This is a genomic window from Blastococcus saxobsidens DD2, assembly GCF_000284015.1.
Classification (GTDB): Bacteria; Actinomycetota; Actinomycetes; order Mycobacteriales; family Geodermatophilaceae; genus Blastococcus; species Blastococcus saxobsidens_A.
Map to the genome: position 1 here is coordinate 4,272,840 of NC_016943.1, position 26,168 is coordinate 4,299,007.

Here is a 26,168-nt window from a genome sequence, read left to right on the forward strand (position 1 = left end):
TGCGCCTCAGCTGGTGCGGGTCACCACGTAGTCGCACAACGCCGACAGGGCGTCGCGGACGTCGCCGGCCGGAACGGCGTCCAGGCGGCCCCGCGCCCGGTCGGCGTACTGGCGCAGCACGTCGGTGGCGCGTGCCAGCGACCGCGAGGACCGCAGCAGCGCCAGCGCCTCGGCGTGCTCGGCGTCGTCGGTCACCGGGGCTGCGACGAGCTCGCGCAGCCGCGCCTCGGCGGGATCGTCGCCGGCCAGCGCGAACAGCACCGGCAACGTGGCGATCCCCTCGCGGAGGTCGGTCCCGGGCGACTTCCCGGACCCGCCCCCGGTGCTTACGATGTCGATCAGGTCGTCGGAGATCTGGAAGGCGACGCCGACCTCCTCGGCGAACTCCGTCAGGGCCGCCACCAGCCCGGCCTCGACGCCGGCGAAGGAGGCACCGAACCGGGCCGACGTCGCCACCAGTGAACCGGTCTTGTCGGCCAGCACGTCCAGGTAGTGGGCGACCGGGTCGTCGCCCGGCTGGGCACCGACGGTCTCGCGGATCTGGCCGGTGACCAGCCGCTCGAAGGTGCGCGCCTGGATGCGGACGGCCTCGGGACCCAGATCGGCCAGGATGTCCGACGCGCGGGCGAAGAGCAGGTCGCCGGTGAGGATCGCCACGCTGTTGGTCCACCGGCTGTTGGCGCTCGGCGCTCCGCGCCGCACCGCGGCCTCGTCCATGACGTCGTCGTGGTAGAGCGTCGCCAGGTGGGTCAGCTCGCAGACCACGGCCCCCTGCGTCACCTGCGGGGCGGTCGGGTTCCCGAGCTGGGCGGCGAGCAGGGCCAGCATCGGCCGGAAGCGCTTGCCCCCCGCGGCCATCAGGTGACCGGCCGCCTCCCGCACGAACGGGTGCTCGCTCCCGACGGCGACGGCGAGCGCGGCCTCCACCCGGGCCAGCCCGTCCGCCAGCGCCTCCCCGAGAGCGCCCTCGGGGAGCCAGGGGCCGATGGTCGACGCCGGGGTGGAGATCCGGTGCCAGGCCTCGGGGGGAGTGCCGTCGACTGCGGCACGGGCTCCGGTCATCAACCGACGAAGATAGCCGCCTGCTCGGCGAGGTCGAGCACCGCCCCGGGAAGGATGCCCAGCGCCAGGGTCGCCGTCGCGGTCACCGCCAGCACCAGGGTCGTCGGCAGCCCGGGAACGCCCACCGTCGGGCCGCCGGCGACCGGCTCGGAAAAGTACATGAGCACGATGACCCGCAGGTAGAAGAACGCGGCCACCGCACTGGCCAGCAGGGCGACGAGGACCAGCGGCCAGGCGCCCTCCTCGATCGCCGCCCGGAAGACGGCGAACTTGCCGGTGAAGCCCGCCGTGAGCGGGATGCCCGCCAGCGCCAGCAGGAACAGGCTCATCACCGCCGCGGTGAGCGGCGACCGCGCGGCCAGGCCCGCCCACTGCGACAGGTGGCTCGCCTCGCCGTCCCCGTCGCGCACCAGGGTGAGCACGGCGAAGGCGCCCAGCGTGGTCAGCCCGTACGTCAGCAGGTAGAACATCGTGGCCGCCAGGCCAGAGCCCTCGCCGCCGGCCCCGAGGCCGATCACGCCGGTGAGCAGGAATCCGGCGTGCGCCACCGAGGAGTAGGCGAGCATGCGCTTGAGGTCGGTCTGGGTCAGCCCCAGCACGGCGCCCACGATCATGGAGGCGATGGCCGCGGCGTAGATCAGCGGCCGCCAGGTCCACTCGGCGGCGCCGAAGGCGACGTAGAGCAGCCGGAGGATCGCGCCGAAGGCGGCGACCTTGGTGCAGGCGGCCATGAAGGCGGTGACCGGCGTGGGCGCCCCCTGGTAGACGTCCGGGGTCCAGGAGTGGAACGGCGCCACGCTGGCCTTGAACAGGAGCCCGACGATCAGCAGGGCCAGCCCGAGGGTCAGCAGCACGCCGCCGGCGTCGGCCGTCACGGCCTCGCGGACCACGCTCAGCCGGACGCTGCCGGTCGCGCCGTAGACCAGCGCCAGCCCGTAGAGGAAGAAGGCGGAGGCGAAGGCGCCCAGGAGGAAGTACTTGACCGCCGCCTCCTGCGAGAGCAGCCGGCGCCGCCGGGCCATCCCGCTGAGCAGGTACAGCGGCAGGCTCAGCACCTCCAGCGCCACGAACATGACCAGCAGGTCGTTGGCGGCGACGAACAGCATCATGCCGCCGATGGCGAACAGCGCCAGCGGGTAGACCTCGGTCTGCACCCGGGGAACCGTCGTCTGCTCACGGTCGCGCGGGCTGCCCGCCGGCACGGCGGCGCTCACCACGAACGCCGACCGCGCCGGGTCCAGCGCCCGCTCGGCGAACAGCAGCATCGACAGCGCCCCCAGGCCGGCGATCGTCGCCTGGAGGAACAGCGCCGCCCCGTCCACCGCCAGCGCACCCGCTGCGGTCACCTGCTCGGTGCCGGCGAGGAACAACGTGGCGACGAACGCGCCGATGGTGCCGGCCAGGGCCAGCCCCACCTGCGCCGGATGCCGCGCGTCGCGCGGCGCGAACGCCTCCACCAGGACCCCGATGCAGGCCGCGCCGAGCACGAACAGCAAGGGGGCCAGCGCCGCCAGGGAGAGGTCGGGCGCGTCGATCATCGGTCGGTCCCTCCGGCGAGGTCCATGTCGCCGAGGGTGGCGACGACGGCGGGCTCGATCAGCTCCAGCAACGGCTGCGGGTAGACGCCCAGCCCGATGATCAGCGCGATCAGCGGGGCCACGACGGCGAGCTCCCGACGGCTGAGGTCGGGGAACCGCGAGCCGCCGCGGGCCGGGGCGGGAGCGCTGACCGTCGCGGTGGCGGCGGAGGCGCCACCGCGGGCCGGCTCGGGCGCGGGTGCGGGATCACCGCCGTGCACGTCGGCGAGCGGCATCCCGCGCGGCGGGCCGTGCATCGTGCGCTGGTACATCAGCAGCACGTAGAGGGCGGCCAGGATGATGCCGAGGGTCGCCAGGATCGTGAAGACCGGCCGCTCCGGGAACGAGCCGATCAGCACGAGGAACTCGCTGACGAAGCTGTTGGTGCCCGGCAGCGCCAGGGAGGCCAGGCCGGCGATCAGAAAGGCCCCGGCCAGCTTGGGCGCGGTGGCCGCGACACCGCCGTAGTCGCCGATCTGGCGGGAGCCACCGCGGCTGATCAGCATGCCGACGACGAGGAACAGCAGGCCGGTCGCGATGCCGTGGTTGAACATGTACAGCACCGCGCCGGTGGCGGCCTCGGTGGTGAAGGCGAAGATCCCCAGCGCGATGAAGCCGAAGTGCGAGATCGACGTGTAGGACACCAGCCGCTTCATGTCGCTCTGGCCCATGGCCAGCAGGGCGGCGTACAGGATGCCCGCCACCGCCAGCACCAGCACGAACGGCGCGAAGAAGCGGGACGCGTCGGGGAACAGCGGCAGGCAGTAGCGCAGGAAGCCGAAGGTGCCCACCTTGTCCAGCACGCCGACCAGCAGCACCGCGCCGCCGATCGGCGCCTCGGCACCGGAGTCCGGCAGCCAGGTGTGGAACGGCACCAGGGGCGCCTTGATGGCGAAGGCGATGAAGAAGCCGAGGAACAGCAGCTTCTGCACGTCGGGGTCGATCTCGAGCTGCCGCAGCGCGTCGAAGGCGAAGGTGCCCTCGCCGAGCTGGCTGGTGCTCACCACGTAGAGCCCGATGACCGCGGCGAGCATGACCAGCCCGCCGACCAGGCTGTAGACGAAGAACTTCACCGCCGCGTACTGCCGGCGCGGGCCGCCGAAGCTGCCGATGAGGAAGTACATCGGGACGAGCATCGCCTCGAAGAACACGTAGAACAGCAGGATGTCGGTGGCGGCGAAGACGCCGACCATCATCGCCTCGAGCAGCAGCAGCCAGGCGAAGAAGACCCGCGCCGGCCGGGGCCCGGCGTCGGCCTCGTGCCAGGAGGCGGCCACCACCAGCGGCACCAGGACGCCGATCAGGAGCAGCATCACCAGGGCGATGCCGTCGGCGCCCAGCGCGAACTCGGCGCCGAAGTCGGGGATCCAGGACACCGACGTCGTCAGCTGGAACCGGTCGCCGTCGGGGTCGAAGGTGACCGTCGCGAGGACCGCCAGCAGCAGCACCAGCAGGCTGACCCCCAGGGTCACCTGCTTGGCGAGCAGGTCCCGCCCGCGGGGCAGCGCGGCGACGACGGCCGCGCCCACCGCCGGCACGGCGATCATGAGCACGAGCCAGGGGATATCGGTCACCGTCGGGACGCCTTTCGATCCGAGGAGGCGGTGCTCGTGCTCATCCGCCCGTCACCGCCAGCAGTGCACCCGCGACCACGACCGCGCCGCCGAGCATCCCGAGCGCATACGTGCGCACGAAGCCGTTCTGCACCCGGCCGAGCCGGGCCGAGGAGCCGCCGAGCCCGGCGGCCAGGCCGTTCACCGCGCCGTCGACACCCCGGTTGTCCACCCAGACCAGGGCCCGGGTGAGCCACTGCCCGGGGCGCATGAACAGCGACTCGTTGACCGCGTCGGCGTAGAGGGCGTGCCGGGCGGCCCGCGTGACCGGCGAGACCCGGACCGGCGCGGTGACCGGCACCTCGCGGCGGCCGACGAACAACCAGGCCGCCAGCACGCCGAGCGCCATCACGACGGTCACGACCAGGCCGATGATCGCCGGGGCGACCACGTGCGCGGCCTCCGCCGGCTCGCCGAACACCGGCGCCAGCCAGTCCGCCAGCGGGAAGACCGCCACCAGCAGGCCGCCGGCGAACACGGAGCCGATCGCCAGCACGATCATCGGCGCGGTCATGACCGGCGGCGCCTCGTGCGGGTGGACGCCGTCCTCCCACCGGGCGCGGCCGAAGAACGTCATGAGCATCAGCCGCGTCATGTAGAAGGCGGTCAGCCCGGCGCCCAGGACGGCGATGCCGCCGAGCACCCAGCCCCAGACGTCGCCGCGGTCCAGCGCCACCTCGATGATGGCGTCCTTGGTGAAGTAGCCCGAGAGGAACGGGAAGCCGATCAGCGCCAGGTAGCCCAGCCCGAAGGTGGCGAAGGTGACCGGCAGCTTCGTCCAGAGCGCGCCGAACCGGCGCATGTCCACCGAGTCGTTCATCGCGTGCATGACGGAGCCGGCGCCGAGGAAGAGCCCGGCCTTGAAGAACCCGTGCGCGAGCAGGTGCGCGAGGCCGGCGACGTAGCCGGCCGGACCGAGGCCCACGGCCAGGAACATGTAGCCGATCTGGCTGACCGTGGAGTAGGCCAGGACCTTCTTGATGTCGTCGTAGGCGCAGCCGGCGATCGCCCCGATGAGGAGGGTGAGGGCGCCGATCGCGAGGACGACGGTGCGGGCGGTCTCGGTCAGGTCGTAGATGGGCGCCGACCGGGCGATCAGGTAGACCCCGGCGGTGACCATGGTCGCGGCGTGGATCAGGGCCGAGACCGGGGTCGGGCCCTCCATGGCGTCGGGCAGCCACGCCTGCAGGGGGAACTGGCCCGACTTGCCGCAGGCGCCCAGCAGGAGCAGCAACCCGATCGCGGTGATCGTGCCGCCCGCCAAGGCCCCGATCGACCCGAAGACGCCGGCGTAGGACGTGGTCCCGAGCTGGGCGAACATCAGGAAGATCGCCAGGGCCAGGCCGACGTCGCCGACGCGGTTCATGATGAACGCCTTCTTCGCCGCCGTGGCCGCGGCCGGGCGGGTGTACCAGAAGGCGATCAGCAGGTAGGACGCGAGACCCACGCCCTCCCAGCCCACGTAGAGCGCCACGAAGCTGTTGCCGAGGACCAGCAGCAGCATGGCCGCCACGAAGAGGTTCAGGTAGGCGAAGAACCGGCGGCGCGCGGGGTCGTGCGCCATGTAGCCGATCGAGTAGACGTGGATGAGTGAGCCCACGCCGGTGATCAGCAGGACGAAGACCGCCGACAGCGGGTCGTAGAGCAGCCCGGCGGTGACGTCGAGCTCTCCGGCGGCGATGAACGTGAACAGCTCGACGTCGACCGCGCGTTCGTCGAGGCCGGCCAGCTGCACGGTGCAGGCCACGGCGAGGACGAAGGCGGCGACGACGGTCGCCGTCCCCAGCAGGTGACCCCAGCGGTCGGTGCGCCGGCCGCCCAGCAGCAGCACCGCGGCGCCGGCGAGCGGCAGCGCGATGAGCAGCCAGGAGGCAGCGAGGAGCCCTTCAGCAGGCACTGCAACCCCGTCCCGGTCAGTACTTCAGCAGGTTGGCGTCGTCGACCGAGGCGGACCGACGGGTCCGGTAGATCGACATGATGATGGCGAGCCCGACGACCACCTCGGCCGCGGCCACGACCATGACGAACAGCGCGATGATCTGACCGTCGACGGTCCCGGTGGACCGGGCGAAGGTGATCAGCGTCAGGTTCACCGCGTTGAGCATCAGCTCGATGCACATGAACACGACGATCGCGTTGCGTCGCACCAGGACGCCGACCGCGCCGATCGTGAACAGTATCGCGGCGAGCACCAGGTAGTAGCTCAGCGTCACGACTCCTCCTCGCTGTCCCCCGCGAGCGGGAGGTGCGCCCAGCTCGTCGGAACCGTGCCGCGGGGTGCTCTGCTCACGGGTTCGCCCGCCAGTTCCCTCACCTGTGCTCCCCGCCGGTCCGGCCGCCCGGGGTGTCGCTGAGCGTGGGGTCGTGGGAGCCCAGCGCGGCGTCCGGGGACCCGAGCTGCTCCCGGCCGGTCGGGCGGGGCATCTGCTCGACCTGCTCCGGCTCGATCCCGGTGGCGAAGCTGTCCTCGGCGAGGCTGCCGTCGGGCAGCAGCGCCGGCGCGGCCACCGAGGTGGCGCGGGCGTGGACGCCCGGGCCGGGGAAGGTCTGCGGGCGGTCGGTGAGGAAGCGGGCCCGCGACAGCTCCTTCTGGGTCTGCCGGCTGCCGGGTTCCCGCTCGACCTGGGTGAGCAGCAGCGCACCGACCGCGGCGACGATGAGCAGTGCGCCGGTGACCTCGAAGGCCAGCAGGTAGCGGGTGTAGAGCAGCCCGGCGATCGCCTCCACGTTGCCCGATGCCGGGCCACGGACCCCGCCCTGGACGGCCTCGAGGCCGGCGACGGGCAGGTCCTGGGTGGCGCGGGCGATGCCGGCGCCGACGAGTGCGGCGAACCCGGCCCCCAGCAGCAGCGCCGCGATCCGCTGCCCGCGCAAGGTCTCCACCACGGAGTCGGACGAGTCCCGCCCGACGAGCATGAGCACGAACAGGAACAGGATCATGATCGCCCCGGTGTAGACGATCACCTGCACCGCGCCGAGGAAGGGCGCCTCCTGGACGACGTAGAAGATGCCCAGCGACAGCATGGTCAGCACCAGCCACAGCGCGGAGTGCACCGCGTTGCGGCTGAGCACCATGCCCAGCGCCCCGGCCAGGGCGAGTGGGCCGAGGATCCAGAAGACGACGGCCTCGCCGGTGCCGATGACGACGCCGGCGGTCTCCAACCCGTTCACACCGTCTCCTCGGCGACCGGCTCCGCGGTCGAGCCCTTCTCGGGCACGCGCAGGTAGTAGTCCTTCTCGTCGTCCCCGAGCCGCATCGGGTGCGGGGTGGCCTCCATGCCGGGCAGCAGCGGGGCCATCAGCTGTTCCTTGGTGAAGATCAGGTCGCGCCGGTTGTCGTCGGCCAGTTCGAAGTCGTTGCTCATCGTCAGCGAGCGGGTCGGGCAGGCCTCGATGCACAACCCGCAGAAGATGCAGCGCAGGTAGTTGATCTGGTACACCGCGCCGTACCGCTCACCGGGGCTGTAGCGCTCGTCCTCGGTGTTGTCGCCGCCCTCGACGTAGATGGCGTCAGCCGGGCAGGCCCATGCGCACAGCTCGCAGCCGACGCACTTCTCCAGCCCGTCGGGGTGCCGGTTGAGCACGTGCCGCCCGTGGTAGCGCGCCTTGGTCACCTTCGGCTCGAACGGGTACTGCTCGGTGGTCACCGTCCGGAACATCTGCGCGAAGGTGACGCCGAAGCCCTGGACCGCGGCCGGCATCAGGCTGTCGCGTACCGCCGGGCGCTTCCGGCCGCCCCCGGTCGAGCGTTCGACCTCCCCTCGCGCGTGCCGCACCATGTCCTGCTCGCCGGGCTTGCTCTGCTCAGGCATCGCCGTCCTCCTCGGATCTGGTGGCGCCGCGCCGTCCGGTGCCGACGACCGCTCCGGGGACCGGCTCCCCGCCGGTGCTCACCGGCTGCCGCCGCAGCCGCGGCGACGGTGGAACCGCCAGGTCCATCGGCGGGACCGGGAAGCCGCCCTCGGCCCGGCTGGGACCCCCGGCCGGACGCCGGCGCGCGCCCACCGGTGGCAGGACCTCGGGCTGGGTGTTCGTCGGGTGGTTGGAGCCGGCGGCCGCCTCGACGGCGTCCAGCCGGGTCTCGCGGTGGCTGGCCCGGCCGGCGAGCCAGAGGCCCACCAGCAGGACGATCGCCACCGGCACACCCACGTAGAGCGCGACCTCACCGGCGGTCAGGTCGGCCTCCCGGGACACGGTGCGCATCGTGGCGACGATGAGGATCCACACCAGCGAGACCGGGACCAGCACCTTCCAGCCGAAGCGCATGAACTGGTCGTACCGGAGCCGGGGCAGGGTGCCGCGCAGCCAGATGAAGACGAACAGCGCGACGACGACCTTGAGGAAGAACCAGAGCAGCGGCCACCAGCCGGTGTTCGCGCCGTCCCAGATCGAGATCGGCCACGGCGCCCGCCAGCCGCCGAGGAACAGCGTGGCGGCCAGGGCGGAGACGGTGACCATGTTGATGTACTCGGCCAGGAAGAACAGCGCGAACTTCAGCGACGAGTACTCGGTGTGGAAGCCCCCGACCAGCTCGCTCTCGGCCTCGGGGAGGTCGAACGGTGCGCGGTTGGTCTCCCCCACGACGGCGATCGCGTAGATGACGAAGGAGACCGGCAGCAGGACCACGTACCAGCTGGGCCCGGTGAACTCCCAGCCGAAGAAGGAGATCTGGTTGCCGTCGGCCTGGGCGGCGACGATCTCCGACGTCGACATCGTGCCGGCGTAGAGGAAGACCGCGACCAGCGACAGCCCCATCGCGATCTCGTAGCTGATCATCTGGGCCGCACTGCGCATGCTGCCCAGCAGCGGGTACGTCGAACCGGACGCCCAGCCACCCAGCACGATCCCGTAGATGCCCATCGCCGACATCGCCAGGATGATCAGCACGCCGATCGGGGCATCGGTGAGCTGCAGCGGCGTCCGCTCGCCGAAGATGCTCACGACCGGCCCCATGGGGATGACGGAGAACGCGACGAACGCCGGGATGGTCGCGATGATCGGCGCCAGGAAGTACACCGGCTTGTCGGCCAGCGCAGGCATGATGTCTTCCTTGAACGCCAGCTTCAGACCGTCGGCGAGGCTCTGCAGGTAACCGCGCGGGCCGACCCGGTTGGGGCCGATCCGCTGCTGCATGCGGGCGACGACCTTGCGTTCGAACACGATGGCGAACAGCGTCATCAGCACCAGCACGGCGAAGACACCGACGACCTTGATGAGGACGATCCACCAGACGTCGTGCCCGAAGTCCTCCAGCGTCGGCATGTCGGTCGCGGCCCACACGTTCATCGCACGCCCTCTCCGACGACGGCCGCCGCGCGGACCAGCCGTACGACCGCCCCCGGTCCGACCCCCAGATCGGTCCGGATCTCGCTGCCGGGCGAGCGCATCGGCAGCCACACCACCTGCTCCGGCATCGCGGTGACCGCCACCGGCAGGCTCACCGAGCCGATGGACCCGCTGACGGTCAGCCGGTCGCCGTCGGCCAGGCCCAGGCGAGCGGCCGTCCCGGGACCGATGCGGACGACGGGGCGCCGGGCGGTGCCGGCCAGCTCCGGTTCGCCACGCTGCAGCGTGCCCACGTCGAGCAGCTGGCGCCAGGAGGCGAGGACGGCCTCGTCGTCGCGGAGCGCCGGGGCGACCGGCGCGGCGACGTCGGGGCCGGGCCGCTCCGACCGGCGGGCGCCGAGCCCGGACAGCGCTGCCCGGGCGCCCCCGGGGGTGGGCAGCCGCAGGTCGACGTCCATCTCGTCGGCCAGCCCGTGCAGCACCCGCCCGTCGGTCAGCATCCCGGTGCCGTGCAGGGTCGCGTCGAAGGAACGCAGCCGGCCCTCCCAGTCGAGGTAGCTGCCCGCCTTGTCCGGCGCGGCCGCGACCGGCAGGACGACGTCGGCGCGCTCGGTCACCGCGCTGGGGAACATCTCCAGGCTGACGACGAACGCCGCCGCGTCGAGCGCCGCGAGCGCCAGCGCCGGGTCCGGCAGGTCGGCGGGGTCGACGCCGCCGACGAGCAACCCGGGCAACCGGCCGCTGCGGACCGCGGTGAGGATGCCGGTGGCGTCGCGGCCGGGGACGGCGGGGACGGCCGCGGGGTCGATGCCCCAGACCGCGGCCACTTCCGCGCGGGCGACGTCGTCCTCGACGCTGCGGCCGCCGGGGAGCAGGTTCGGCAGCGCACCGGCCTCGACCGCACCGCGCTCACCGGCGCGGCGGGGCACCCAGGCCAGCCGCGCGCCGGTCGCCCGGGACAGCGCGAGGAGCGCGGAGAACGCGCCGGGGACCTCGGCCAGCCGCTCGCCGGCGAGGACGACGGCGCCGGGCTGCCGGAGCGCATCGACCGCGGGGCCGCCCCAGCTGCCCTCGGCGAGCGCCCGCAGCGACCGCGCCTCCGCTCCGGGCAAGGTGGTGAGCACGGTCGCCTGCAGCTTCTCCGCCGCGCGGGTGGCGAAGGGCGCCAGGTCGAACACCGGCAGCTTGCCGGCGCGCACGGCCCGCCGCAGCCGCAGGAAGAGGATCGGCGACTCCTCCTCCGGCTCCAGGCCGGCGAGCAGCACGGCGGGTGCGCTGTCCAGGTCGTCGTAGGTCACCCCGCCGGTCGCGGGTCCGGTGCCGGCGACGGCGGCCGCCAGGAACTCCAGTTCCTCGGCGGAGTGGGCCCGGGCGCGGGCGTCGACGTCGTTGGTGCCCAGGGCCACCCGGGCGAAGGTCGCCCACGCGTAGGCGTCCTCGAGGGTCAGCCGGCCACCGGGCAGGACCCCGACCCCGCCCTCGGCGCGGGCCCGGAGCAGGCCGGCGGCGGCCGCGGCCCAGGCCTCCGGCCAGGAGGCCGGCTCCAGCTGTCCGTCCGCCCCCCGCACCAGCGGGGTGGTCAGCCGCTCGTTGGCGGTGGCGTACCGGAAGGCGAAGCGGCCCTTGTCGCAGGTCCACTCCTGGTTGACCTCGGGATCGTCACCGGCCAGCCGGCGGGTGACCCTCCCGCGCCGGTAGTCGGTGCGCATCGCGCAGCCCGAGGCGCAGTGCTCGCAGACGCTGGCCTCGCTGCGCAGGTCGAACGGCCGGGCGCGGAAGCGGTACTGCGCGCTGGTGAGCGCGCCGACCGGGCAGATCTGCACGGTGTTGCCGGAGAAGTACGAGTCGAACGGCTCGTCGTCGGCCACCGCGATCTGCTGCTGCGCCGCCCGCTCGAACAGCTGGAGCATCGGGTCGCCGGCGATCTGCTCGGCGAACCGGGTGCAGCGGGTGCACGAGACGCACCGCTCGCGGTCCAGCAGGATCTCGCTGGAGAGCGGCAGCGGCTTGCGGAACGTCCGCTTCTCGTCCACGAAGCGGCTCTCGCCGCGGCCGTTGCTCATCGCCTGGTTCTGCAGCGGGCACTCGCCGCCCTTGTCGCACGTCGGGCAGTCGAGCGGGTGGTTGATGAGCAGGAACTCCATGTTGCCCTGCTGCGCCTTGTCGGCGACCGGGCTGGTGAGCTGTGTCTTCACCGCCATGCCGTCGGTGACCGGCATGGTGCAGGAGGCCACCGGCTTGCGCTGCCCCTCCACCTCGACCAGGCACTGGCGGCAGGCGCCGATCGGCTCCAGGAGCGGGTGCTCGCAGAACCGCGGGACCATCACCCCGATCATCTCGGCGGCCCGGATGATCAGCGTGCCCTTCGGCACGGCGACGTCGAAGCCGTCGATCGTGCAGTGGACCGCGTCCGGTGGCGTGTGCGGCCCCGGCGCGCCCGGGGGCAGCGCCGGCGCGGGCTGGGGGCTGGCGGGCGTGAGGGTCATGATGCGACTCCGACCGGCTCGATCGGGAGGGAGCGGCCGACGCGGGCCCGCTCCTCCGGCGGCAGCAGGGCGAGGTAATCGTCCTTGAACAACTGGATGGAGCTGGTGACGCAGCTGGTCGCGCCGTCGCCCAGCGCGCAGAACGTCCGGCCCAGCATGTTGTCGGAGATGTCGACGAGGGTGTCGAGGTCCTCCGCGGTGCCCTGGCCGGCGACGAACCGCCGGAGGACCCGGACGTACCAGAAGGTCCCCTCCCGGCACGGGGTGCACTTGCCGCAGCTCTCGTGCGCGTAGAACTCGCTGAACCGCAGGGTCGCCTCGACGATCGAGTCCGTCTCGTCGAAGATCATCAGCGCGGTCGTGCCGAGCATCGAGCCGGCCGCGGCCACCGAGTCGAAGTCCAGCGGGACATCGAGGTGTTCGGCGGTGAAGTACGGCGTCGACGAGCCACCCGGGGTCCAGAACTTGAGCTCGTGGCCGGGGCGGATCCCGCCGGCCATCTCGATCAGCTCGCGCAGCGTGGTGCCCATCGGCGCCTCGTACTGGCCCGGTCGGACGATCCGCCCGGACAGCGAGTAGATCTTCGGGCCGGGCGACTTCTCCGGGCCGAACTCCTTGAACCACTCCGCACCGCCGCGGACGATGAACGGCACGCTGGCCAGGCTCTCCACGTTGTTGATCACCGTCGGCGCCCCGTAGAGGCCGGCGACCGCCGGGAACGGCGGCTTGAGCCGCGGCTGGCCGCGGTAGCCCTCGAGCGAGTCCAGCAGCGCCGTCTCCTCGCCGCAGATGTAGGCACCGGCGCCCGCGTGCACGACGAGCTCCAGGTCGTAGCCGGAGCCCAGGATGTCCGAGCCCAGGTACCCGGCCGCGTAGGCCTCGCCCACCGCGTTCATCAGCCGCCGGTGGGCGTGCACCGCCTCGCCGCGCACGTAGATGACCGCGAACTTCGACCGGATCGCGTACGCCGAGATGATGACGCCCTCGATGAGCGAGTGCGGGTCGACCATCATGAGGGGCACGTCCTTGCAGGTGCCGGGCTCCCCCTCGTCGGCGTTGACCACCAGGTACTTCGGCATCGCCGCCGGTCCGGTCGGCTCCTCGCCCGGCTTGGGCTGCGGGATGAAGCTCCACTTCATGCCGGTCGGGAAGCCGGCGCCGCCACGCCCGCGCAGGCCGGAGTCCTTGACCAGGGTGACCAACTCGTCGGGCTGCATCGACAGCGCGGTGCGCAGCGCCGCGTAGCCGTCGAGCTCCTCGTAGGTGGACAGCCGCCACGACTGCTCGGCGCCCCAGCGGCTGGTGAGGACAGGAGTGAGGGGCACGGCTCATCGCCTCCGCTGAGGGCCGCGGCCCTCGATCGTCCGGGACGGGCCATCGGGCCCCTGGGGAGCTGGGGGTCGGCCGCCGGGCCCTTGGCCGGTGGTGCCCGGCTCCTGCCCCGCGGGCGTGTCGGTGCCCTCCCTGCCGTCCGGCAGCCGCCGCCCGGCCGGTTCCGCGGCGTCCGGGTGGGAACCCGCGGCGCCGGCCTTCTCCGCCGGGGTGTCGGCGGCGGCAACGCGGGCGTCGGCCGCCTCCTTGCCCGGTGTCTCCCCCGTCGTCCCGCTCGGCCGAACGGTCTCCCGCGGCTCGCCGGTGTCGGCGGGCTCGGGCTCCGGACCGCGCATCGGTGGTGCCGACTCGCCGCGCTCGGCGGCCAGCCGAACCCCGCGCAGGCTCGGCTCGTAGCTGCCCGGCGCATCGACGGCGGCGGCGGCGGCGACGGCGTCGGCGTGCTGGGAGAACCCGGCCAGCTGGCGGGAGACGCCCTTGAAGTCGGTCAGCGGGGCACCGCGCGTGGGCAGCGGCTTCTCGCCGCGGCGCAGGGCCGCGACCAGCTCGCGGGCGCTGTCGACGTTCTGCTGGTCGTAGAACTCGTAGTCCACCGTGACGACCGGCGCGTAGTCGCAGGCGGCCAGGCACTCGGCGTGCTCGAGGGTGACCGAGCCGTCGGCGGCCGTCTCGTCGTGGCCGACGCCGAGGTCGGCCTTCAGCGCGTCGAAGATCCGCTGGCCACCGAGGACGGCGCAGAGGGTGTTGGTGCACACGCTGACCAGGTGCCGGCCGGTCTGCCGCCGCTTGTACATCGTGTAGAAGGTGGCGACCGCCGCGACCTCGGCCGTGGTCAGGCCCAGTTCCTCCGCGCAGAACGCCAGCCCCTGCGGTGAGACGAAGCCCTGGTAGCTCTGCACCAGGTGCAGCATGGGGAGCAGGGCCGAGCGCGGCTGCGGGTAGCGGGCCATGACCTCCCGCGCCTCGGCACGGGTCTGCTCGGTCAGCGGCGGCAGTGCGTCGAGCACCTCCGGCCGGCCCTCGAACGGGCTCGAGTCCAGGCCGGTGGTCGCCGCTCCTTCGGGCGAGCCGGGGAAGCTCATCGGTCGGCGCTCCTTCCCTGGGTCGTCTCCGCGGCCGCTCCGCTCCTCGCTCGTTCCGCGCTGCGATGCTCGCTCACCTGTCGACTCCTCCCATCACGGGGTCGATCGAGGCGATGGCCGCGATGACGTCGGCGATCATGCCGCCCTCGCTCATCACCGCCGTGGCCTGCAGGTTGACGAAGCTGGGGTCGCGCACATGCACGCGCCACGGCCGGGTGCTGCCGTCGCTCACGACGTGGTAGCCCAGTTCTCCGCGGGGCGACTCGATCGGCACGTACACCTGCCCGGCGGGCACCCGGAAGCCCTCGGTCACCAGCTTGAAGTGGTGGATCAGGGCCTCCATCGACTGGCCCATGATGTGCCGCACGTGGTCCAGCGAGTTGCCCATGCCGTCGGGCCCCAGCGAGAGCTGCGCCGGCCAGGCGATCTTCTTGTCCTCGACCATGACCGGGCCGGGCTCGAGCCGGTCGAGCGCCTGGGCGATGAGCTTGAGCGACTCGTTCACCTCCGCCATGCGCACCAGGTAGCGGCCCCAGGCGTCACAGGTGTCGGCGGTCGGCACCTCGAAGTCGTAGGTGTCGTAGCCGAGGTAGGGCTCCACCTTGCGCAGGTCCCACGCCAGGCCGGTGGCGCGCAGGATCGGCCCGGTGACGCCGAGCGCGACGCAGCCGGTCAGGTCGAGGTAGCCGGCGTCCTTGAGGCGGTTCTGCCAGATCGGCTGGCCGGTGAGCAGCCGGTGGAAGTCGGCCACCCGCTTCGGCATGACCTCGAGGAACTCGCGGATGTGCCCGACCGCCCCCTCGGGCAGGTCCTGCGCCAGGCCGCCGGGCCGGATGTAGGCGTGGTTCATCCGGAGGCCGGTGATCTCCTCGAGCAGGTCGAGGACCATCTCCCGCTCGCGGAAGCCGTTGGTCATGCCCGTGAGGGCACCCATCTCCATGCCGAACGTGGCCAGGGCGACCAGGTGCGAGGCGATTCGGTTGAGCTCCATCACCAGCACGCGGATGGTGGCCGCGCGCTGGGGGATCTCCACGCCCAGCAGCTTCTCGACGGCCATGCAGTAGCCGGCCTCGTTGAACAGCGGGGCCAGGTAGTCCATCCGCGTCACGAAGGTCGTGCCCTGGACCCAGTTGCGGTACTCGGTGTTCTTCTCGATGCCGGTGTGCAGGTAGCCGATGACCACCCGTGCCTTGGTCACCGTCTCGCCCTCGAGGTCGAGGACCAGCCGCAGCACGCCGTGGGTGGAGGGGTGCTGCGGGCCCATGTTGACGACGAGGCGTTCCGCGCCGTGCGGATCGGCGCCCAGCGTCAGGTCCCAATCCCCACCGGTCACGGTGTAGACGCGGCCCTCGGTGGTCTCGCGGGAGCCGGCGTAGGGGTCGTTCGGGTTGTACGTGGTGCTCATCGACACACCTCCAGTGGGGAACCGGAAGCCTGCGGCCCGCTCCCTCGCTGCTCCGCATCGCTGCTGCGCAGGGCAACCCGACGCCTGCGGCGCTCTTCCGCAGGGGAACTCGTGCCTTCGGTGCTCATCAGTACTCCCCGCTCACCGGTAGGCCCGGCGCGTGTCCGGAGGCGGGATGGTGGCGTCGTGGTACTCGACGGGGATCCCGCCGAGCGGGTAGTCCTTGCGCTGCGGAAAGCCGTCCCAGTCGTCGGGCATGAGGATTCGCGTGAGCGCCGGGTGGCCGTCGAAGACGATGCCGAACATGTCCCAGGCCTCACGCTCGTGCCAGTCCGCGGTCGGGTAGATCCCGGTCACCGACGGGACGTGCGGGTCCTCGGCGGTCACCGCCACCTCCAGCCGGATGCGGCGCCGGTAGGTCATCGAGGTCAGGTGGTAGACGACGTGCAGCCGCGGGCGGCCGGGGTCGACGGCGGGGCCGCCGCTGTCGAGGTAGTCCACGCCGGAGACGCTGCTGCACAGCTCGAAGCGCAGCGCCTCGTCGTCGCGCAGGGGCCGCACCAGCGTCAGCAGGTGTTCGCGCGCCACGAAGTAGGTGATCTCCCCGCGGTCGACGAGCACCCGGGAGACGGCCGCCGCGTAGGTGGCCTCGCCGACCGCCTCGATCAGGGCGTCGGTGACCTCGTCGAAGTAGCTCCCGTAGGGGCGCTCGGTGGAGTGCAGCGCCACCGCACCGCCGGGCTCGACCCGGACCAGCCCACCGAAGCCGGAGGTGTCGCCGCTGCCGCTGACTCCGAAGGCACCCTTCCGGAAACCACCGGACGGCGCGGTGCTCGCGTCGTAGCCGGCCTCCTCGCGGCCCGGGACGACCGCACCACCGTCATTGCTCATCGCCGCCCACCCCGCTCCCCCGGCAGCAGGACGGCGTTGCCGCCGCGCTGCTCCATCAGGAACTGGCCGGCGCGCCCCTCGGCGGCGGCGGCCTCGTAGGCCCGGCGGGCGTCCTTGTCGACGCGCACGGTCGACGGCATCTCGACGTGCAGGTCCCTGGCCGTCCCGTCTGCGCGCGCCTCCTCCAGCTGCCGGGCGCGCTTCTCGCCCAGCGGCTCGTGCTGGATCTTGTGGTGCAGCTTGAGGATCGCGTCCATGAGCATCTCCGGCCGCGGCGGGCAGCCGGGCAGGTACATGTCCACCGGGACGACGTGGTCGACGCCCTGGACGATCGCGTAGTTGTTGAACATGCCGCCGGAGCTGGCGCAGACGCCCATCGCGAGCACCCAGCGCGGCTCGGGCATCTGGTCGTAGATCTGCCGCAGGACCGGCGCCATCTTCTGACTCACCCGCCCGGCGACGATCATCAGGTCGGCCTGGCGGGGCGAGGCCCGGAAGACCTCCATGCCGAACCGGGCGAGGTCGTAACGGCCCGTGCCCGAGGCCATCATCTCGATCGCGCAGCAGGCCAGGCCGAAGGTGGCCGGCCACAGCGAGGACTTCCGCGTCCAGTTGACCAGCTTCTCGACGCTGGTCAGCAGGACCCCGCTGGGGATCTTCTCCTCGAGACCCATGGTCAGTCTCCCCTCAGTCCCACTCGAGCCCGCCGCGCCGCCACTCGTAGGCGAAGGCGAGGAAGACGGTGCCGATGAACACGACCATCGCGACCAGACCCCACACGCCCAGCGCGTCGTTGGCGACGGCCCAGGGGTAGAGGAAGACGATCTCGATGTCGAAGACGATGAACAGCATCGCCGTCAGGTAGTACTTGACCGGGAAGCGGCCGCCGGTGAGCGGCTGGTCGACCGGCTCGATGCCGCACTCGTAGGCCGCCAGCTTGGCCCGGTTGTACCGGCGCGGCCCCACGTAGGGGGCGACGGCGACCGAGAACACCGCGAACCCCGCGGCGAGCACGAACAGCCCGACGATCGGGACGTAGGTCGAGAGCATCAGCAGCAGCCTAGGGTGATGGGGGTCACGGACTGGTGATGGGGCGTGCACTGAGCGTGCGTGTCGTGTCGTCGACTCGTGGTCATGTCGGCCACCTCACGTCGCCGGGGTCAGACGCAGGAGGACGGCAAGGGCGCGGTCGACCGCGTCGCCGTCCCGGCCGTCGGTGAGGTTGCCCATCAGCCGCAGGGCGGCGTCGGTGAGCGCAGGGCGGCGCAGGCCGCGCGCGGTCGCCAGCCGGACGACAGCCGGCCGGGCCAGCAGGGCCAGGAAGCCGAGCCCGAGCCGGTGGTGCCGGCCGAGCTCGCTGCGCAGCCGCTGCGGGTAGCGCTGCAGGACCGCCTCCCGGCCGTCGCCCGCGGGGACCGCGAGCGCGGCGGCGACGGCCTCGGCCGCCATGCGGCCGCTCTCGATGGCGTAGCTGATCCCCTCGCCGTTGCAGGGGTTCACCGTTCCCGCCGCGTCACCGGCCAGCAGCAGGCCTCGGGTGTAGGCCGGGCCGCGGCTCAGCGCCATGGGCAGGCCGGCGCCACGGAGCGGGCCGACCGCGTCGCCCTCCCCGAGGCCGTCCTCGGCCGGGAAGGTGTCCAGCCAGTGCCGGAGGATCGCCTTGCGATCCGCGCCGGTGCCGCGGCGGGTGTCGAGCAGCCCGTACCCGACGTTCGCCGTCCCGTCGCCCATGCCGAAGATCCAGCCGTACCCGGGCATGCAGTCGCGGGTGGGACCACCCGCGGTCAGGTCGAAGGCGATGTCGAGGTAGTCGTCGCCGCTGCGCCGGCTGCGGACGTACCCGCGGACGGCGACGCCGAGGGGCCGGTCGGTCCGGCGCAGCAGACCCAGGGTCTTGGCCAGCCGGCCGGACAGACCTTCCGCCGAGACGACCAGCGGAGCACGCCAGGTGACCGGCTCGCGATCGTCGCCGACCTCGGCGCGGACCCCGACCACGCGCCCGGCGTCGTCCAGGAGCGGCTCGGTGACGGTGGTCCCGGTGGTGAGCCGCGCGCCTGCCTCGACGGCGTGGCCGGCCAGCAGCGCGTCGAGCTCGCGGCGGGTGCGGACCAGCCCGTGGTCCGGCCACGAGGCCAGCCGCGGCCAGTCCACCTCGGCCACCCGGCCGCCGCCGTGCACCCGCAGGCCCCGGCGGCGCACCCAGCCGGGCGACGAGGTGTCGACGTCCATGTCCTGCAGGGCCTTGACGCCTCGGGGGGTCAGACCGTCGCCGCAGACCTTCTCCCGCGGGAACTCCGCCTTCTCGAGCACCGCGACGTCCAGGCCGCTCTGCGCCAGGTGCCAGGCGGCGCTGGACCCGGCGGGACCGGCCCCGACCACGACGACGTCGGCCCGGTGCTCCGCCGTCGCCTGCGCCATGTCCGCCACCTCGCCTCGTCGTCGAGCACCGCGACCTTGTGAATTCGTTCACAAGGTCGTCGGTCCCGAGTCTAGGCCCCCCTGTGACCTAGCTGACAGTCCCCCCTCGGACCAGGGCGTCGGCCACCTGTGCGTCGGAGGTCTCGGCGAAGTCCGCGTATGCCTGGCCCACGGACCGGAAGTGCGCAGGCGCCACGGGGCAGACCAGCGCGTCCACCACGGCGGCCAGCTCGGCGACGACCTCCGGAGGGCCGACCGGGACGGCGACCGTCAGGCGGGCAGGCCGGCTGGCCCGCACCGCATCGACCGCGACCCGCATGGTGGCGCCGGTCGCCAGACCGTCGTCCACGAGCAGGACGTGCCGCCCGGTGAGGGCCGGCGCCGGCCGGTCGCCGCGATAGGCCGCCGCGCGGCGGCGCAGCTCGGCCGTCTCGCGGTGGCGTACGGCGTCGATGTCTGCCTCGTCGGGCGTCAGGCGGTCCAGGACCCGGCGCACCCACACCGTCTCGACGGCGTCCCCGACCGCCGCGATCGCACCCATCGCCAGCTCCGGGTGCCCCGGCGCGCCGAGCTTGCGGACGACGAGCACGTCCAGCTCCGCGCCGAGGGCGGCCGCCACCTCCGCGGCGACGACGACCCCGCCGCGCGGCAGTCCCAGCACCAGAGCGCCCGCGTCGGCGTCGCCGGCCAGGGCGGCGGCGAGCATTTGGCCGGCGTCGCGCCGGTCGGCGTAGGGGGGACGGGGCACGGCCGTCGTTACAGCGGCTCGGGCATCGGGCCCGGTGGGGGCACGACCGGATCGGTCGGGTCGGGCACCGGGTACGGAGCCGGCTCCGGCGGCGGGATCGGATCGGTGGGGGTGGGCCCCGGACCGGGAGGCTGCGGGGTGGGCGGGGTCGACATGCACCGACGCTAGTCCTCCGGACGGCGTTGCAGAGCCGCCTCCACCGCACTGTCGACCGCGCTGCGCTGGAGCTCGGCGGTGGTCATGACCCGACCGTATGCGCGGGGTACGACAGTTCTGCGCAGGTCAGACGGGTACGGTCACCCCTTGCGGCCCCGGTGCAGCGCGACGATCCCGCCGGTGAGGTTCTGCCAGGCGACGCCGGACCACCCGGCGTCCTGGATCCGCCCGGCGAGCGCGGCCTGGTCGGGCCAGGCGCGGATGGACTCCGCCAGGTACACGTAGGCCTCGGGGTTGCTGCTCACCGCGCGGGCGATCCGCGGCAGCGCCTTCATCAGGTACTCGGTGTAGACGGTGCGGAACGGCGACCAGGTGGGGCTGGAGAACTCGCAGACGACGAGCGTGCCACCGGGCTTCGTGACCCGGGAGAACTCGCGCAGCGCGGCGTCGGGATCGGCCACGTTGCGCAGGCCGAAGGAGATGACGACGCCGTCGACGCTCTCGTCGGCCAGCGGCAGGGCCATGGCGTCGCCGGCCACCTTGGGCACCGGGCGGGCGGCGCCGGCGCGCAGCATGCCCTGGGAGAAGTCGCAGGCGATCGCCCGGACGCCACCGGCGGCCAGCTCGACGGTGGACACCGCCGTCCCGGCGGCGACGTCGAGCACGGTCTGCCCCGGCCGGGCGCCCAGCGCCTCCCGGGTGGCCCGCCGCCAGGAGGCGTCGAGCCCGCCCGACAGCACGGTGTTGGTGACGTCGTAGCGCTTCGCGACCCGGTCGAACATGGCCGCGACCTCGGCCGGTCGCTTGTCCAGGCCGGCCCGCAGGCCGGCGGTGTGCGCGGTCTCTCGCCGGTCTGCCACGGCAGCGACGCTACAAGGCCTCCTAGTCTTGAGCCGTGACTGCGGCCGCCCTGACCTCCCCGGCAGCGGCCGCGCGCGTCGTCACCACGGTCCGGCACGACCCCGTCGGCGACCTGCTGGACCTGCTGCCCGCTACCGGCGGGCTGTCCTGGGTGCGCCGCGGTGAGGGCCTGGTCGGCTGGGGCGAGGCGGCCCGCCTGGAGGTGTCCGGACCCTCCGCGCTCGCCGATGCAGCGCGGTGGTGGGACGAGTACGCGGCCGGCCTGGACGTCGCCGACGAACTCGGGGTGCCCGGCTCCGGCCCGGTGCTGTTCGCCAGCATCGCCTTCGACCCCCTCGCCGGGACGTCGGTCTTCGTCGTCCCCGAGATGGTCGTCGGGCGGCGGGGCGGCGCCGGCTGGGTGACCGCCCTGGGGCCGGCGCCGGAGCTCCCGGTGCCGGTCGCGCACGACGACGGCCCCGCGCCCCGGCTGCGCTACGCCGACGGCGCGCTGGACCCGGCGAGCTGGTGCGCCGCCGTCGCCGCCGCGGTGACCCGGATCGACGCGGGGGAACTGGCCAAGGTGGTGCTCGCCCGCGACCTGCTGGTCTCCTCCGACGTGCCGCTGGACCCGCGCCGCATGCTGCGCCGGCTGGCCGCGCGGTTCCCCGGCTGCTGGACCTTCGCCGTCGACGGGCTGCTCGGGGCCACCCCGGAGCTGCTGCTCCGCCGCACCGGCCGGCAGCTGTCGGCCCGGGTGCTGGCCGGCACCGCGCCGCGTGGGGCCGGGGCCGAGGACGACCGGCTGGCCCGGGCGCTGCTCACCTCCGCCAAGGACCGCGCCGAGCACGCCCTCGCCGTCGACTCGCTGGTGCAGGCGCTGGAGCCCTACTGCGACGGCCTCGACGCGCCCGCCGAACCCCAGCTGCTGACGCTGGCGAACGTGCGGCACCTGGCCACCGACGTCGTGGGCACCCAGGCCGCACGGGGCCGCGCGGCGGGCGCCGGGCTGCTCGATCTGGTCGGCGCGGTGCACCCGACGGCCGCCGTGTGCGGCACCCCGACGCCGGACGCCGCCGGGTTGATCGGCGAGCTCGAGGGCATGGACCGCGGCCGGTACGCCGGCCCGGTGGGCTGGCTCGACGCCGCCGGCGACGGCGAGTTCGGCCTCGCGCTGCGCTGCGCCGAGCTGGTCGGCGACGACGGCGCACGGCTGTTCGCCGGGTGCGGCATCGTCGCCGGCTCGGACCCGGCCGCGGAGCTGGCCGAGACCCAGTCGAAGTTCGCCGCCTTCCAGGCCGCCCTCGAGGGCTGACCGGAGGACCGACCCGGGTCAGTCCCGCGGCGGGACGGGCGGCGCTGACCAGCCGATGGCCGCGCCGAGCGCCGTGCCGGCGAGCAGCGGGAGCAGCCCGAGGAAGCTCACGCCGGGCAGCGTCCCACGCGTCAGGACGAGGCCAGGGCCTGCGCCGCGGCGGCGCGCAGGTCAGCGGCCAGTGCGGCCTCGGCCCGCTGGTCGGTGCCGACGACGACGACGACGACCCGCGGGCCGCCTAGCGCGAGTGCGCCGGGGAGCTCGTCCGCCGACGTCACCTGTGTCGCGGCCCAGCCCAGAGCCTGCGCCACCACGACCAGGTCCCGCCCGTGCGGGGTGCCGAAGACCCGGCGGTAGTCCGCGGCGTAGCGGTCCTGCCCGGGCTCGAGCTGGGCGAAGATGCCGCCGCCGTCGTTGTCGGGGACCACGACGGTGAGGTCCGGCCGCACCTCCCCCTCGCCGAGCAGCAGCCCGGTGAGGTCGTGCAGGAACGTGAGGTCACCCATGAGCGCGAAGGTCGGCCCGCCGTGCACCAGGGCCGCACCGACCGCCGTCGAGATCGTGCCGTCGATGCCCGCCACCCCCCGGTTGGCCAGCACCGCCAGGTCGCCGCGCGGCACGGCCAGCCGGTCGACGTCGCGCACCGGCGTGGACGACCCGAGCACGAACAGCGCCCCGGCGGGCAGCGCGGCCACCACGTCGCGGGCCAGCCGGGCGGCGGTCAGGGCCGGAGCGCCGTCGAGGAGGTCGTCGACGGCGGCACCGACCCGCTCCGCGGCGGAGCGCCAGGAGGCCACCCACGGCTCGTCCGCCGACGGGTCCGGCTCCGCTGCGACGAGCATCCGGGCGACCCGGCTGCTCGACCGGCCGGCATCGGCCCACCGCGGGGAGGCGCTCACCGTCTCGACGGTCACCGCCGGGTCGGCCAGCAGCGCGCCGACCGGCCGGGACAGCGTCGGGCGGCCGACCACGATCACCCGCTCCGGCCGGTGCTCGGCCAGCCAGTCGCCGGCGCCGAGCAGCAGAGCGCCGCCGCGCAGCGCCGACTCGTGCCCCCAGAAGCCGCTGCTGGGCTCGGCGAGGACCGGCCAGGCGGACCCGTCGGGAAGCCCCGGCGCGACGTGCTGCGGGCCGTCCCCGGCGATCACCAGCGTCCGCGTCGGGGACCGGTGACCACCGCCCGCCGCGTACCCGGCCGGCGGCACGGCCGCCGTCCACGGACCGCCGTCCGCCCGCCCGGCCCAGGGACCGGCGAGCGGGACCCCGTCGTCGGGCAGCAGCGGTTCGCGCAGCGCGAGGTTCAGCTGCACCGGGCCCGGGTCCCCGGACAGCGCCCCGGTGGCGACGGTGAGCGCCTTGGCGGCCAGTGACCGCCAGTACCGGTTCTGCGCCTCCTCGCGGCCGGACTCGGGGACGCCGACGTCGGCCGCCCAGCGCACCGCGCCGCCGTAGAGGCCGGCCTGCTCGATCGTCTGGTTGGCGCCGGTGGCGCGCAGCTCGGGGGGCCGGTCGGCGGTGAGCGCCAGCAGCGGCACCCCGCTCGCGTCGGCCTCCAGGACGGCGGCGTGCAGGTGGGCGGCCGCCGTGCCCGAGGTGGTGAGCACCGGCACCGGCCGGCCCGACGCCTTGGCCAGGCCGAGCGCGAGGAAGGCCGCGGTGCGCTCGTCGATCCGCACGTGCAGCCGCAGCCGGCCGTCCCGCTCCGCGGCGGCCAGGGCCAGCGCGACCGGCGCGGACCGCGACCCGGGCGAGAGGACCGCATCGGCGACCCCGCCGCGCACCAGCTCGTCCACCAGCACCCGCGCGAAGGCGGTGGCGGGGTTCACCGGGCCAGCACCTCGTCGATCCGGGTCCGCCACCGGGCAGCGGTCTGCTCCCCGGCGGCGACCGCGGCGATCCGGTCGGGGTCGCGGCGGCCGACCGGGAGCGCGCCGTCGACCGGCAGCAGCGGGGCGCCGCTCACGTCGTCGGTGAACAGCGCCACGGTCGCCAGCCCGCAGGCGAACGGCAGCTCGGGGAGCGCGGCGGCCAGCGCGACGCCGGCGGCGATGCCGACCGAGGACTCCAGCGCCGAGGAGACGACGCACGGCAGCCCGTGCGCCTCGGCCACCCGCAGCGCCGCACGCACCCCGCCGAGCGGCTGCACCTTGAGGACGACGACGTCGCAGGCCTCGCGCAGGTCCACCCGCAGGGGGTCGTCCGAGCGGCGCACCACCTCGTCGGCCGCGATCCGCACGTCGATCCGCCGCCGCAGCGCGACGAGTTTCTCGAGGGTCGCGCACGGCTGCTCGACGTACTCCAGGCCGAACCGGTCCAGCTCACCGATGCGGGCGGCGGCGGTGTCGACGTCCCAGGCGGCGTTGGCGTCCACCCGGATCGCGCCCGACGGGCCCAGCGCGTCGCGCACCGCGGCCACGCGGGCCAGGTCGTCGGCCGGGGACTGGCCCGGCTCGGCCACCTTGACCTTGGCCGTCCGGCAGCCCGAGGCGGCGACGATCGCGTGCGCCCGCTCGGGGTCCACGGCCGGGACGGTGACGTTCACCGGCACGCTGCCGCGCACCGGTGCGGGCCACCCCTCGACGGCGGACTCCACCGCCGCCGCCCACCAGCGTCGGCTCTCCGCAGCGTCGTAGTCCCAGAACGGGGAGAACTCGCCCCAGCCCGCCGGGCCGCGGAGCAGCACCCCGTCGCGGACGTCGATGCCCCGGAAGCGGGCCCGCAACGGCACCTCGTAGACCGCCAGCTCGGTGATCCCCGCCGGCAGGGCGGCGGCGGGGGCGGCGGTCACGCGGGTCAGCCTAGAAGAACGCCCCGGCCGTACCCTCGTTCCTCGTGTCCCGGCAGCTGACCCTCGTGGGCGCGGGCGAGCTCTCCGACGACGACGTCCGCGCCGCCCTCGACGGCGTCCGGCCCCTCGCCGTCCTCCCCGCCGGCCCCGCGGCCGTGGTCGACGCGGCCCGCGCCGCGCTCCGGCCCGGCGAGCCGCTGGAGCCGGGCGCCGACCTGGTCGTCGTCACCTCCGGTTCCACCGGGGGTGGCCGCGGCGTCCTGCTGTCGGCCGGCGCCCTGCGCGCCTCGGCGACCGCGACGCACCAGCGCCTCGGCGGGCCGGGCAGCTGGCTGCTCACCCTGCCGGTGTCCGCGATCGCCGGTCTCCAGGTCCTGTGCCGCAGCGCCGTCGCCGGCCGGCCGATCACCCGGCTGGCGAAGGACGGGACGCTGGCCGAGGCGCTCGCCCGCATGCCGGCCGGCGACCGCCGTTACACCGCGATGGTCCCGACCCAGCTGCGCCGCTACCTCGACGCCGAGCCCGCCGCGCTGCAGGCCTTCGACGCGATCCTCGTCGGGGGCGCGGCGACCGACCCGGCGCTGCTGGCCCGTGCGCACGCCGACGGGGTCGCCGTCGTGACCACCTACGGGATGACCGAAACCGCCGGTGGCTGCGTCTACGACGGCCGGCCGCTCGAGGGCGTGCGCGTCCGGGTCACGGACGGCATCGAGCTGGCCGGCCCGACGCTGGCGCTGGGTTACCGCGGCGATCCGGCCGCCACCGCGGCGGCGTTCGCCGACGGCTGGTTCCGGACCCGGGACGCCGGCACGCTCGGCGACGACGGCCGGCTCACCGTGCACGGCCGGCTGGACGACGTCGTGATCAGCGGCGGGGTGAACGTGGTTCCCGCCGCCGTCGAGGCGGCGCTGCGCGAGCACCCCGACGTGGCCGACGCCGTGGTCTTCGGCCGGCCCGACGCCGAGTGGGGGCAGCGCCTCGTCGCCGCCGTCGTCCCGGCGCCCGGCGCGACGCCGCAGCTCGCCGCCCTCCGCCCGTGGGTGACCGAACGCCTCGGTGCGCCGGCTGCGCCCCGGGAGCTGCACACGGTCCCCGCCGTCCCGACCCTGCACACCGGCAAGCCCGACCGCCGCGCGGTCGCCGCATCGATCCCCCCGGGAGCCTCCTGA

General features: G+C 74.0%; 22 protein-coding genes and 1 pseudogene. 2 read left to right on the plus strand and 21 right to left on the minus strand.

Annotated features, from left to right (window positions below; all coding sequences use genetic code 11):
* Window positions 1–6 precede the first annotated feature (6 nt).
* The 19 genes and pseudogenes from BLASA_RS20225 to BLASA_RS20310 all read right to left on the minus strand — a co-directional run bounded on the left by BLASA_RS20225 (window position 7) and on the right by BLASA_RS20310 (window position 20,916).
* Window positions 7–1,062 (minus strand): polyprenyl synthetase family protein, encoded by a 1,056-nt coding sequence (locus BLASA_RS20225; RefSeq protein ID WP_014378112.1) that lies wholly within the window; start codon window positions 1,060–1,062, stop codon window positions 7–9.
* Entirely contained in the window at window positions 1,062–2,600 is a 1,539-nt protein-coding gene (nuoN, locus tag BLASA_RS20230; RefSeq protein WP_014378113.1) for an NADH-quinone oxidoreductase subunit NuoN, read from the minus strand. The genes BLASA_RS20225 and nuoN overlap by 1 nt, the downstream gene beginning before the upstream one ends.
* Window positions 2,597–4,213, minus strand: a complete 1,617-nt coding sequence (locus BLASA_RS20235) for an NADH-quinone oxidoreductase subunit M (RefSeq protein ID WP_014378114.1) — start codon at window positions 4,211–4,213, stop codon at window positions 2,597–2,599. The genes nuoN and BLASA_RS20235 overlap by 4 nt, the downstream gene beginning before the upstream one ends.
* Before the next feature lie 40 nt (window positions 4,214–4,253).
* Window positions 4,254–6,149 carry an NADH-quinone oxidoreductase subunit L gene (gene nuoL, locus BLASA_RS20240; protein ID WP_014378115.1) on the minus strand — a complete coding sequence of 632 codons (1,896 nt, stop codon included), beginning with the start codon at window positions 6,147–6,149 and terminating at the stop codon, window positions 4,254–4,256.
* A 16-nt stretch (window positions 6,150–6,165) separates the two neighbouring features.
* Window positions 6,166–6,465, minus strand: coding sequence for an NADH-quinone oxidoreductase subunit NuoK (nuoK, locus tag BLASA_RS20245; RefSeq protein WP_014378116.1), 300 nt, complete (start codon window positions 6,463–6,465; stop codon window positions 6,166–6,168).
* A gap of 97 nt (window positions 6,466–6,562) precedes the next feature.
* Window positions 6,563–7,423, minus strand: coding sequence for an NADH-quinone oxidoreductase subunit J (locus tag BLASA_RS20250; RefSeq protein WP_166486608.1), 861 nt, complete (start codon window positions 7,421–7,423; stop codon window positions 6,563–6,565).
* Window positions 7,420–8,064: an NADH-quinone oxidoreductase subunit NuoI gene (gene nuoI / locus BLASA_RS20255; RefSeq protein WP_014378118.1), complete on the minus strand. Its 645-nt coding sequence runs from the start codon at window positions 8,062–8,064 to the stop codon at window positions 7,420–7,422. The genes BLASA_RS20250 and nuoI overlap by 4 nt, the downstream gene beginning before the upstream one ends.
* Window positions 8,057–9,538 (minus strand): NADH-quinone oxidoreductase subunit NuoH, encoded by a 1,482-nt coding sequence (gene nuoH / locus BLASA_RS20260; protein ID WP_014378119.1) that lies wholly within the window; start codon window positions 9,536–9,538, stop codon window positions 8,057–8,059. The genes nuoI and nuoH overlap by 8 nt, the downstream gene beginning before the upstream one ends.
* Window positions 9,535–12,024 carry an NADH-quinone oxidoreductase subunit G gene (locus BLASA_RS20265; protein WP_014378120.1) on the minus strand — a complete coding sequence of 830 codons (2,490 nt, stop codon included), beginning with the start codon at window positions 12,022–12,024 and terminating at the stop codon, window positions 9,535–9,537. The genes nuoH and BLASA_RS20265 overlap by 4 nt, the downstream gene beginning before the upstream one ends.
* Entirely contained in the window at window positions 12,021–13,349 is a 1,329-nt protein-coding gene (gene nuoF / locus BLASA_RS20270; protein WP_014378121.1) for an NADH-quinone oxidoreductase subunit NuoF, read from the minus strand. The genes BLASA_RS20265 and nuoF overlap by 4 nt, the downstream gene beginning before the upstream one ends.
* A 3-nt stretch (window positions 13,350–13,352) precedes the next feature.
* A complete protein-coding gene (nuoE, locus tag BLASA_RS20275; protein ID WP_014378122.1) occupies window positions 13,353–14,438 on the minus strand; it encodes an NADH-quinone oxidoreductase subunit NuoE in 1,086 nt (361 codons plus the stop codon).
* Between the two features lie 73 nt (window positions 14,439–14,511).
* The gene (locus BLASA_RS20280; protein ID WP_014378123.1) at window positions 14,512–15,843 is read right to left on the minus strand and encodes an NADH-quinone oxidoreductase subunit D; all 1,332 of its coding nucleotides are present in this window, start codon (window positions 15,841–15,843) and stop codon (window positions 14,512–14,514) included.
* 141 nt (window positions 15,844–15,984) lie between these two features.
* Window positions 15,985–16,734: an NADH-quinone oxidoreductase subunit C gene (locus BLASA_RS20285; protein WP_014378124.1), complete on the minus strand. Its 750-nt coding sequence runs from the start codon at window positions 16,732–16,734 to the stop codon at window positions 15,985–15,987.
* Window positions 16,735–16,910: 176 nt separating this feature from the next.
* Window positions 16,911–17,408: pseudogene (locus BLASA_RS20290) on the minus strand (NuoB/complex I 20 kDa subunit family protein); the annotation flags it as partial.
* Between the two features lie 13 nt (window positions 17,409–17,421).
* Window positions 17,422–17,784, minus strand: a complete 363-nt coding sequence (locus BLASA_RS20295; RefSeq protein ID WP_014378126.1) for an NADH-quinone oxidoreductase subunit A — start codon at window positions 17,782–17,784, stop codon at window positions 17,422–17,424.
* A 96-nt stretch (window positions 17,785–17,880) separates the two neighbouring features.
* The gene (locus BLASA_RS20300) at window positions 17,881–19,152 is read right to left on the minus strand and encodes a geranylgeranyl reductase family protein (RefSeq protein WP_014378127.1); all 1,272 of its coding nucleotides are present in this window, start codon (window positions 19,150–19,152) and stop codon (window positions 17,881–17,883) included.
* 88 nt (window positions 19,153–19,240) lie between these two features.
* Window positions 19,241–19,900, minus strand: coding sequence for a phosphoribosyltransferase (locus BLASA_RS20305; RefSeq protein WP_041775873.1), 660 nt, complete (start codon window positions 19,898–19,900; stop codon window positions 19,241–19,243).
* Window positions 19,901–19,908: 8 nt separating this feature from the next.
* Window positions 19,909–20,055 (minus strand): hypothetical protein, encoded by a 147-nt coding sequence (locus BLASA_RS25270; RefSeq protein ID WP_014378129.1) that lies wholly within the window; start codon window positions 20,053–20,055, stop codon window positions 19,909–19,911.
* A 141-nt stretch (window positions 20,056–20,196) separates the two neighbouring features.
* The gene (locus BLASA_RS20310) at window positions 20,197–20,916 is read right to left on the minus strand and encodes a demethylmenaquinone methyltransferase (protein ID WP_014378130.1); all 720 of its coding nucleotides are present in this window, start codon (window positions 20,914–20,916) and stop codon (window positions 20,197–20,199) included.
* A 35-nt stretch (window positions 20,917–20,951) separates the two neighbouring features.
* Here BLASA_RS20310 and BLASA_RS20315 point away from each other — a divergent pair, with 35 nt between their 5' ends.
* A complete protein-coding gene (locus BLASA_RS20315) occupies window positions 20,952–22,211 on the plus strand; it encodes an isochorismate synthase (protein ID WP_014378131.1) in 1,260 nt (419 codons plus the stop codon).
* Between the two features lie 131 nt (window positions 22,212–22,342).
* On the opposite strand, the gene menD is transcribed toward BLASA_RS20315, so the two are convergent.
* Window positions 22,343–24,037: a 2-succinyl-5-enolpyruvyl-6-hydroxy-3-cyclohexene-1-carboxylic-acid synthase gene (gene menD / locus BLASA_RS20320; protein ID WP_014378132.1), complete on the minus strand. Its 1,695-nt coding sequence runs from the start codon at window positions 24,035–24,037 to the stop codon at window positions 22,343–22,345.
* Window positions 24,034–24,999, minus strand: a complete 966-nt coding sequence (locus BLASA_RS20325) for an o-succinylbenzoate synthase (RefSeq protein ID WP_014378133.1) — start codon at window positions 24,997–24,999, stop codon at window positions 24,034–24,036. Before BLASA_RS20325 ends, menD begins: the two co-directional genes overlap by 4 nt.
* A gap of 44 nt (window positions 25,000–25,043) precedes the next feature.
* Between BLASA_RS20325 and menE the strand changes: the two genes are divergently transcribed.
* Window positions 25,044–26,168, plus strand: coding sequence for an o-succinylbenzoate--CoA ligase (menE, locus tag BLASA_RS20330; protein WP_014378134.1), 1,125 nt, complete (start codon window positions 25,044–25,046; stop codon window positions 26,166–26,168).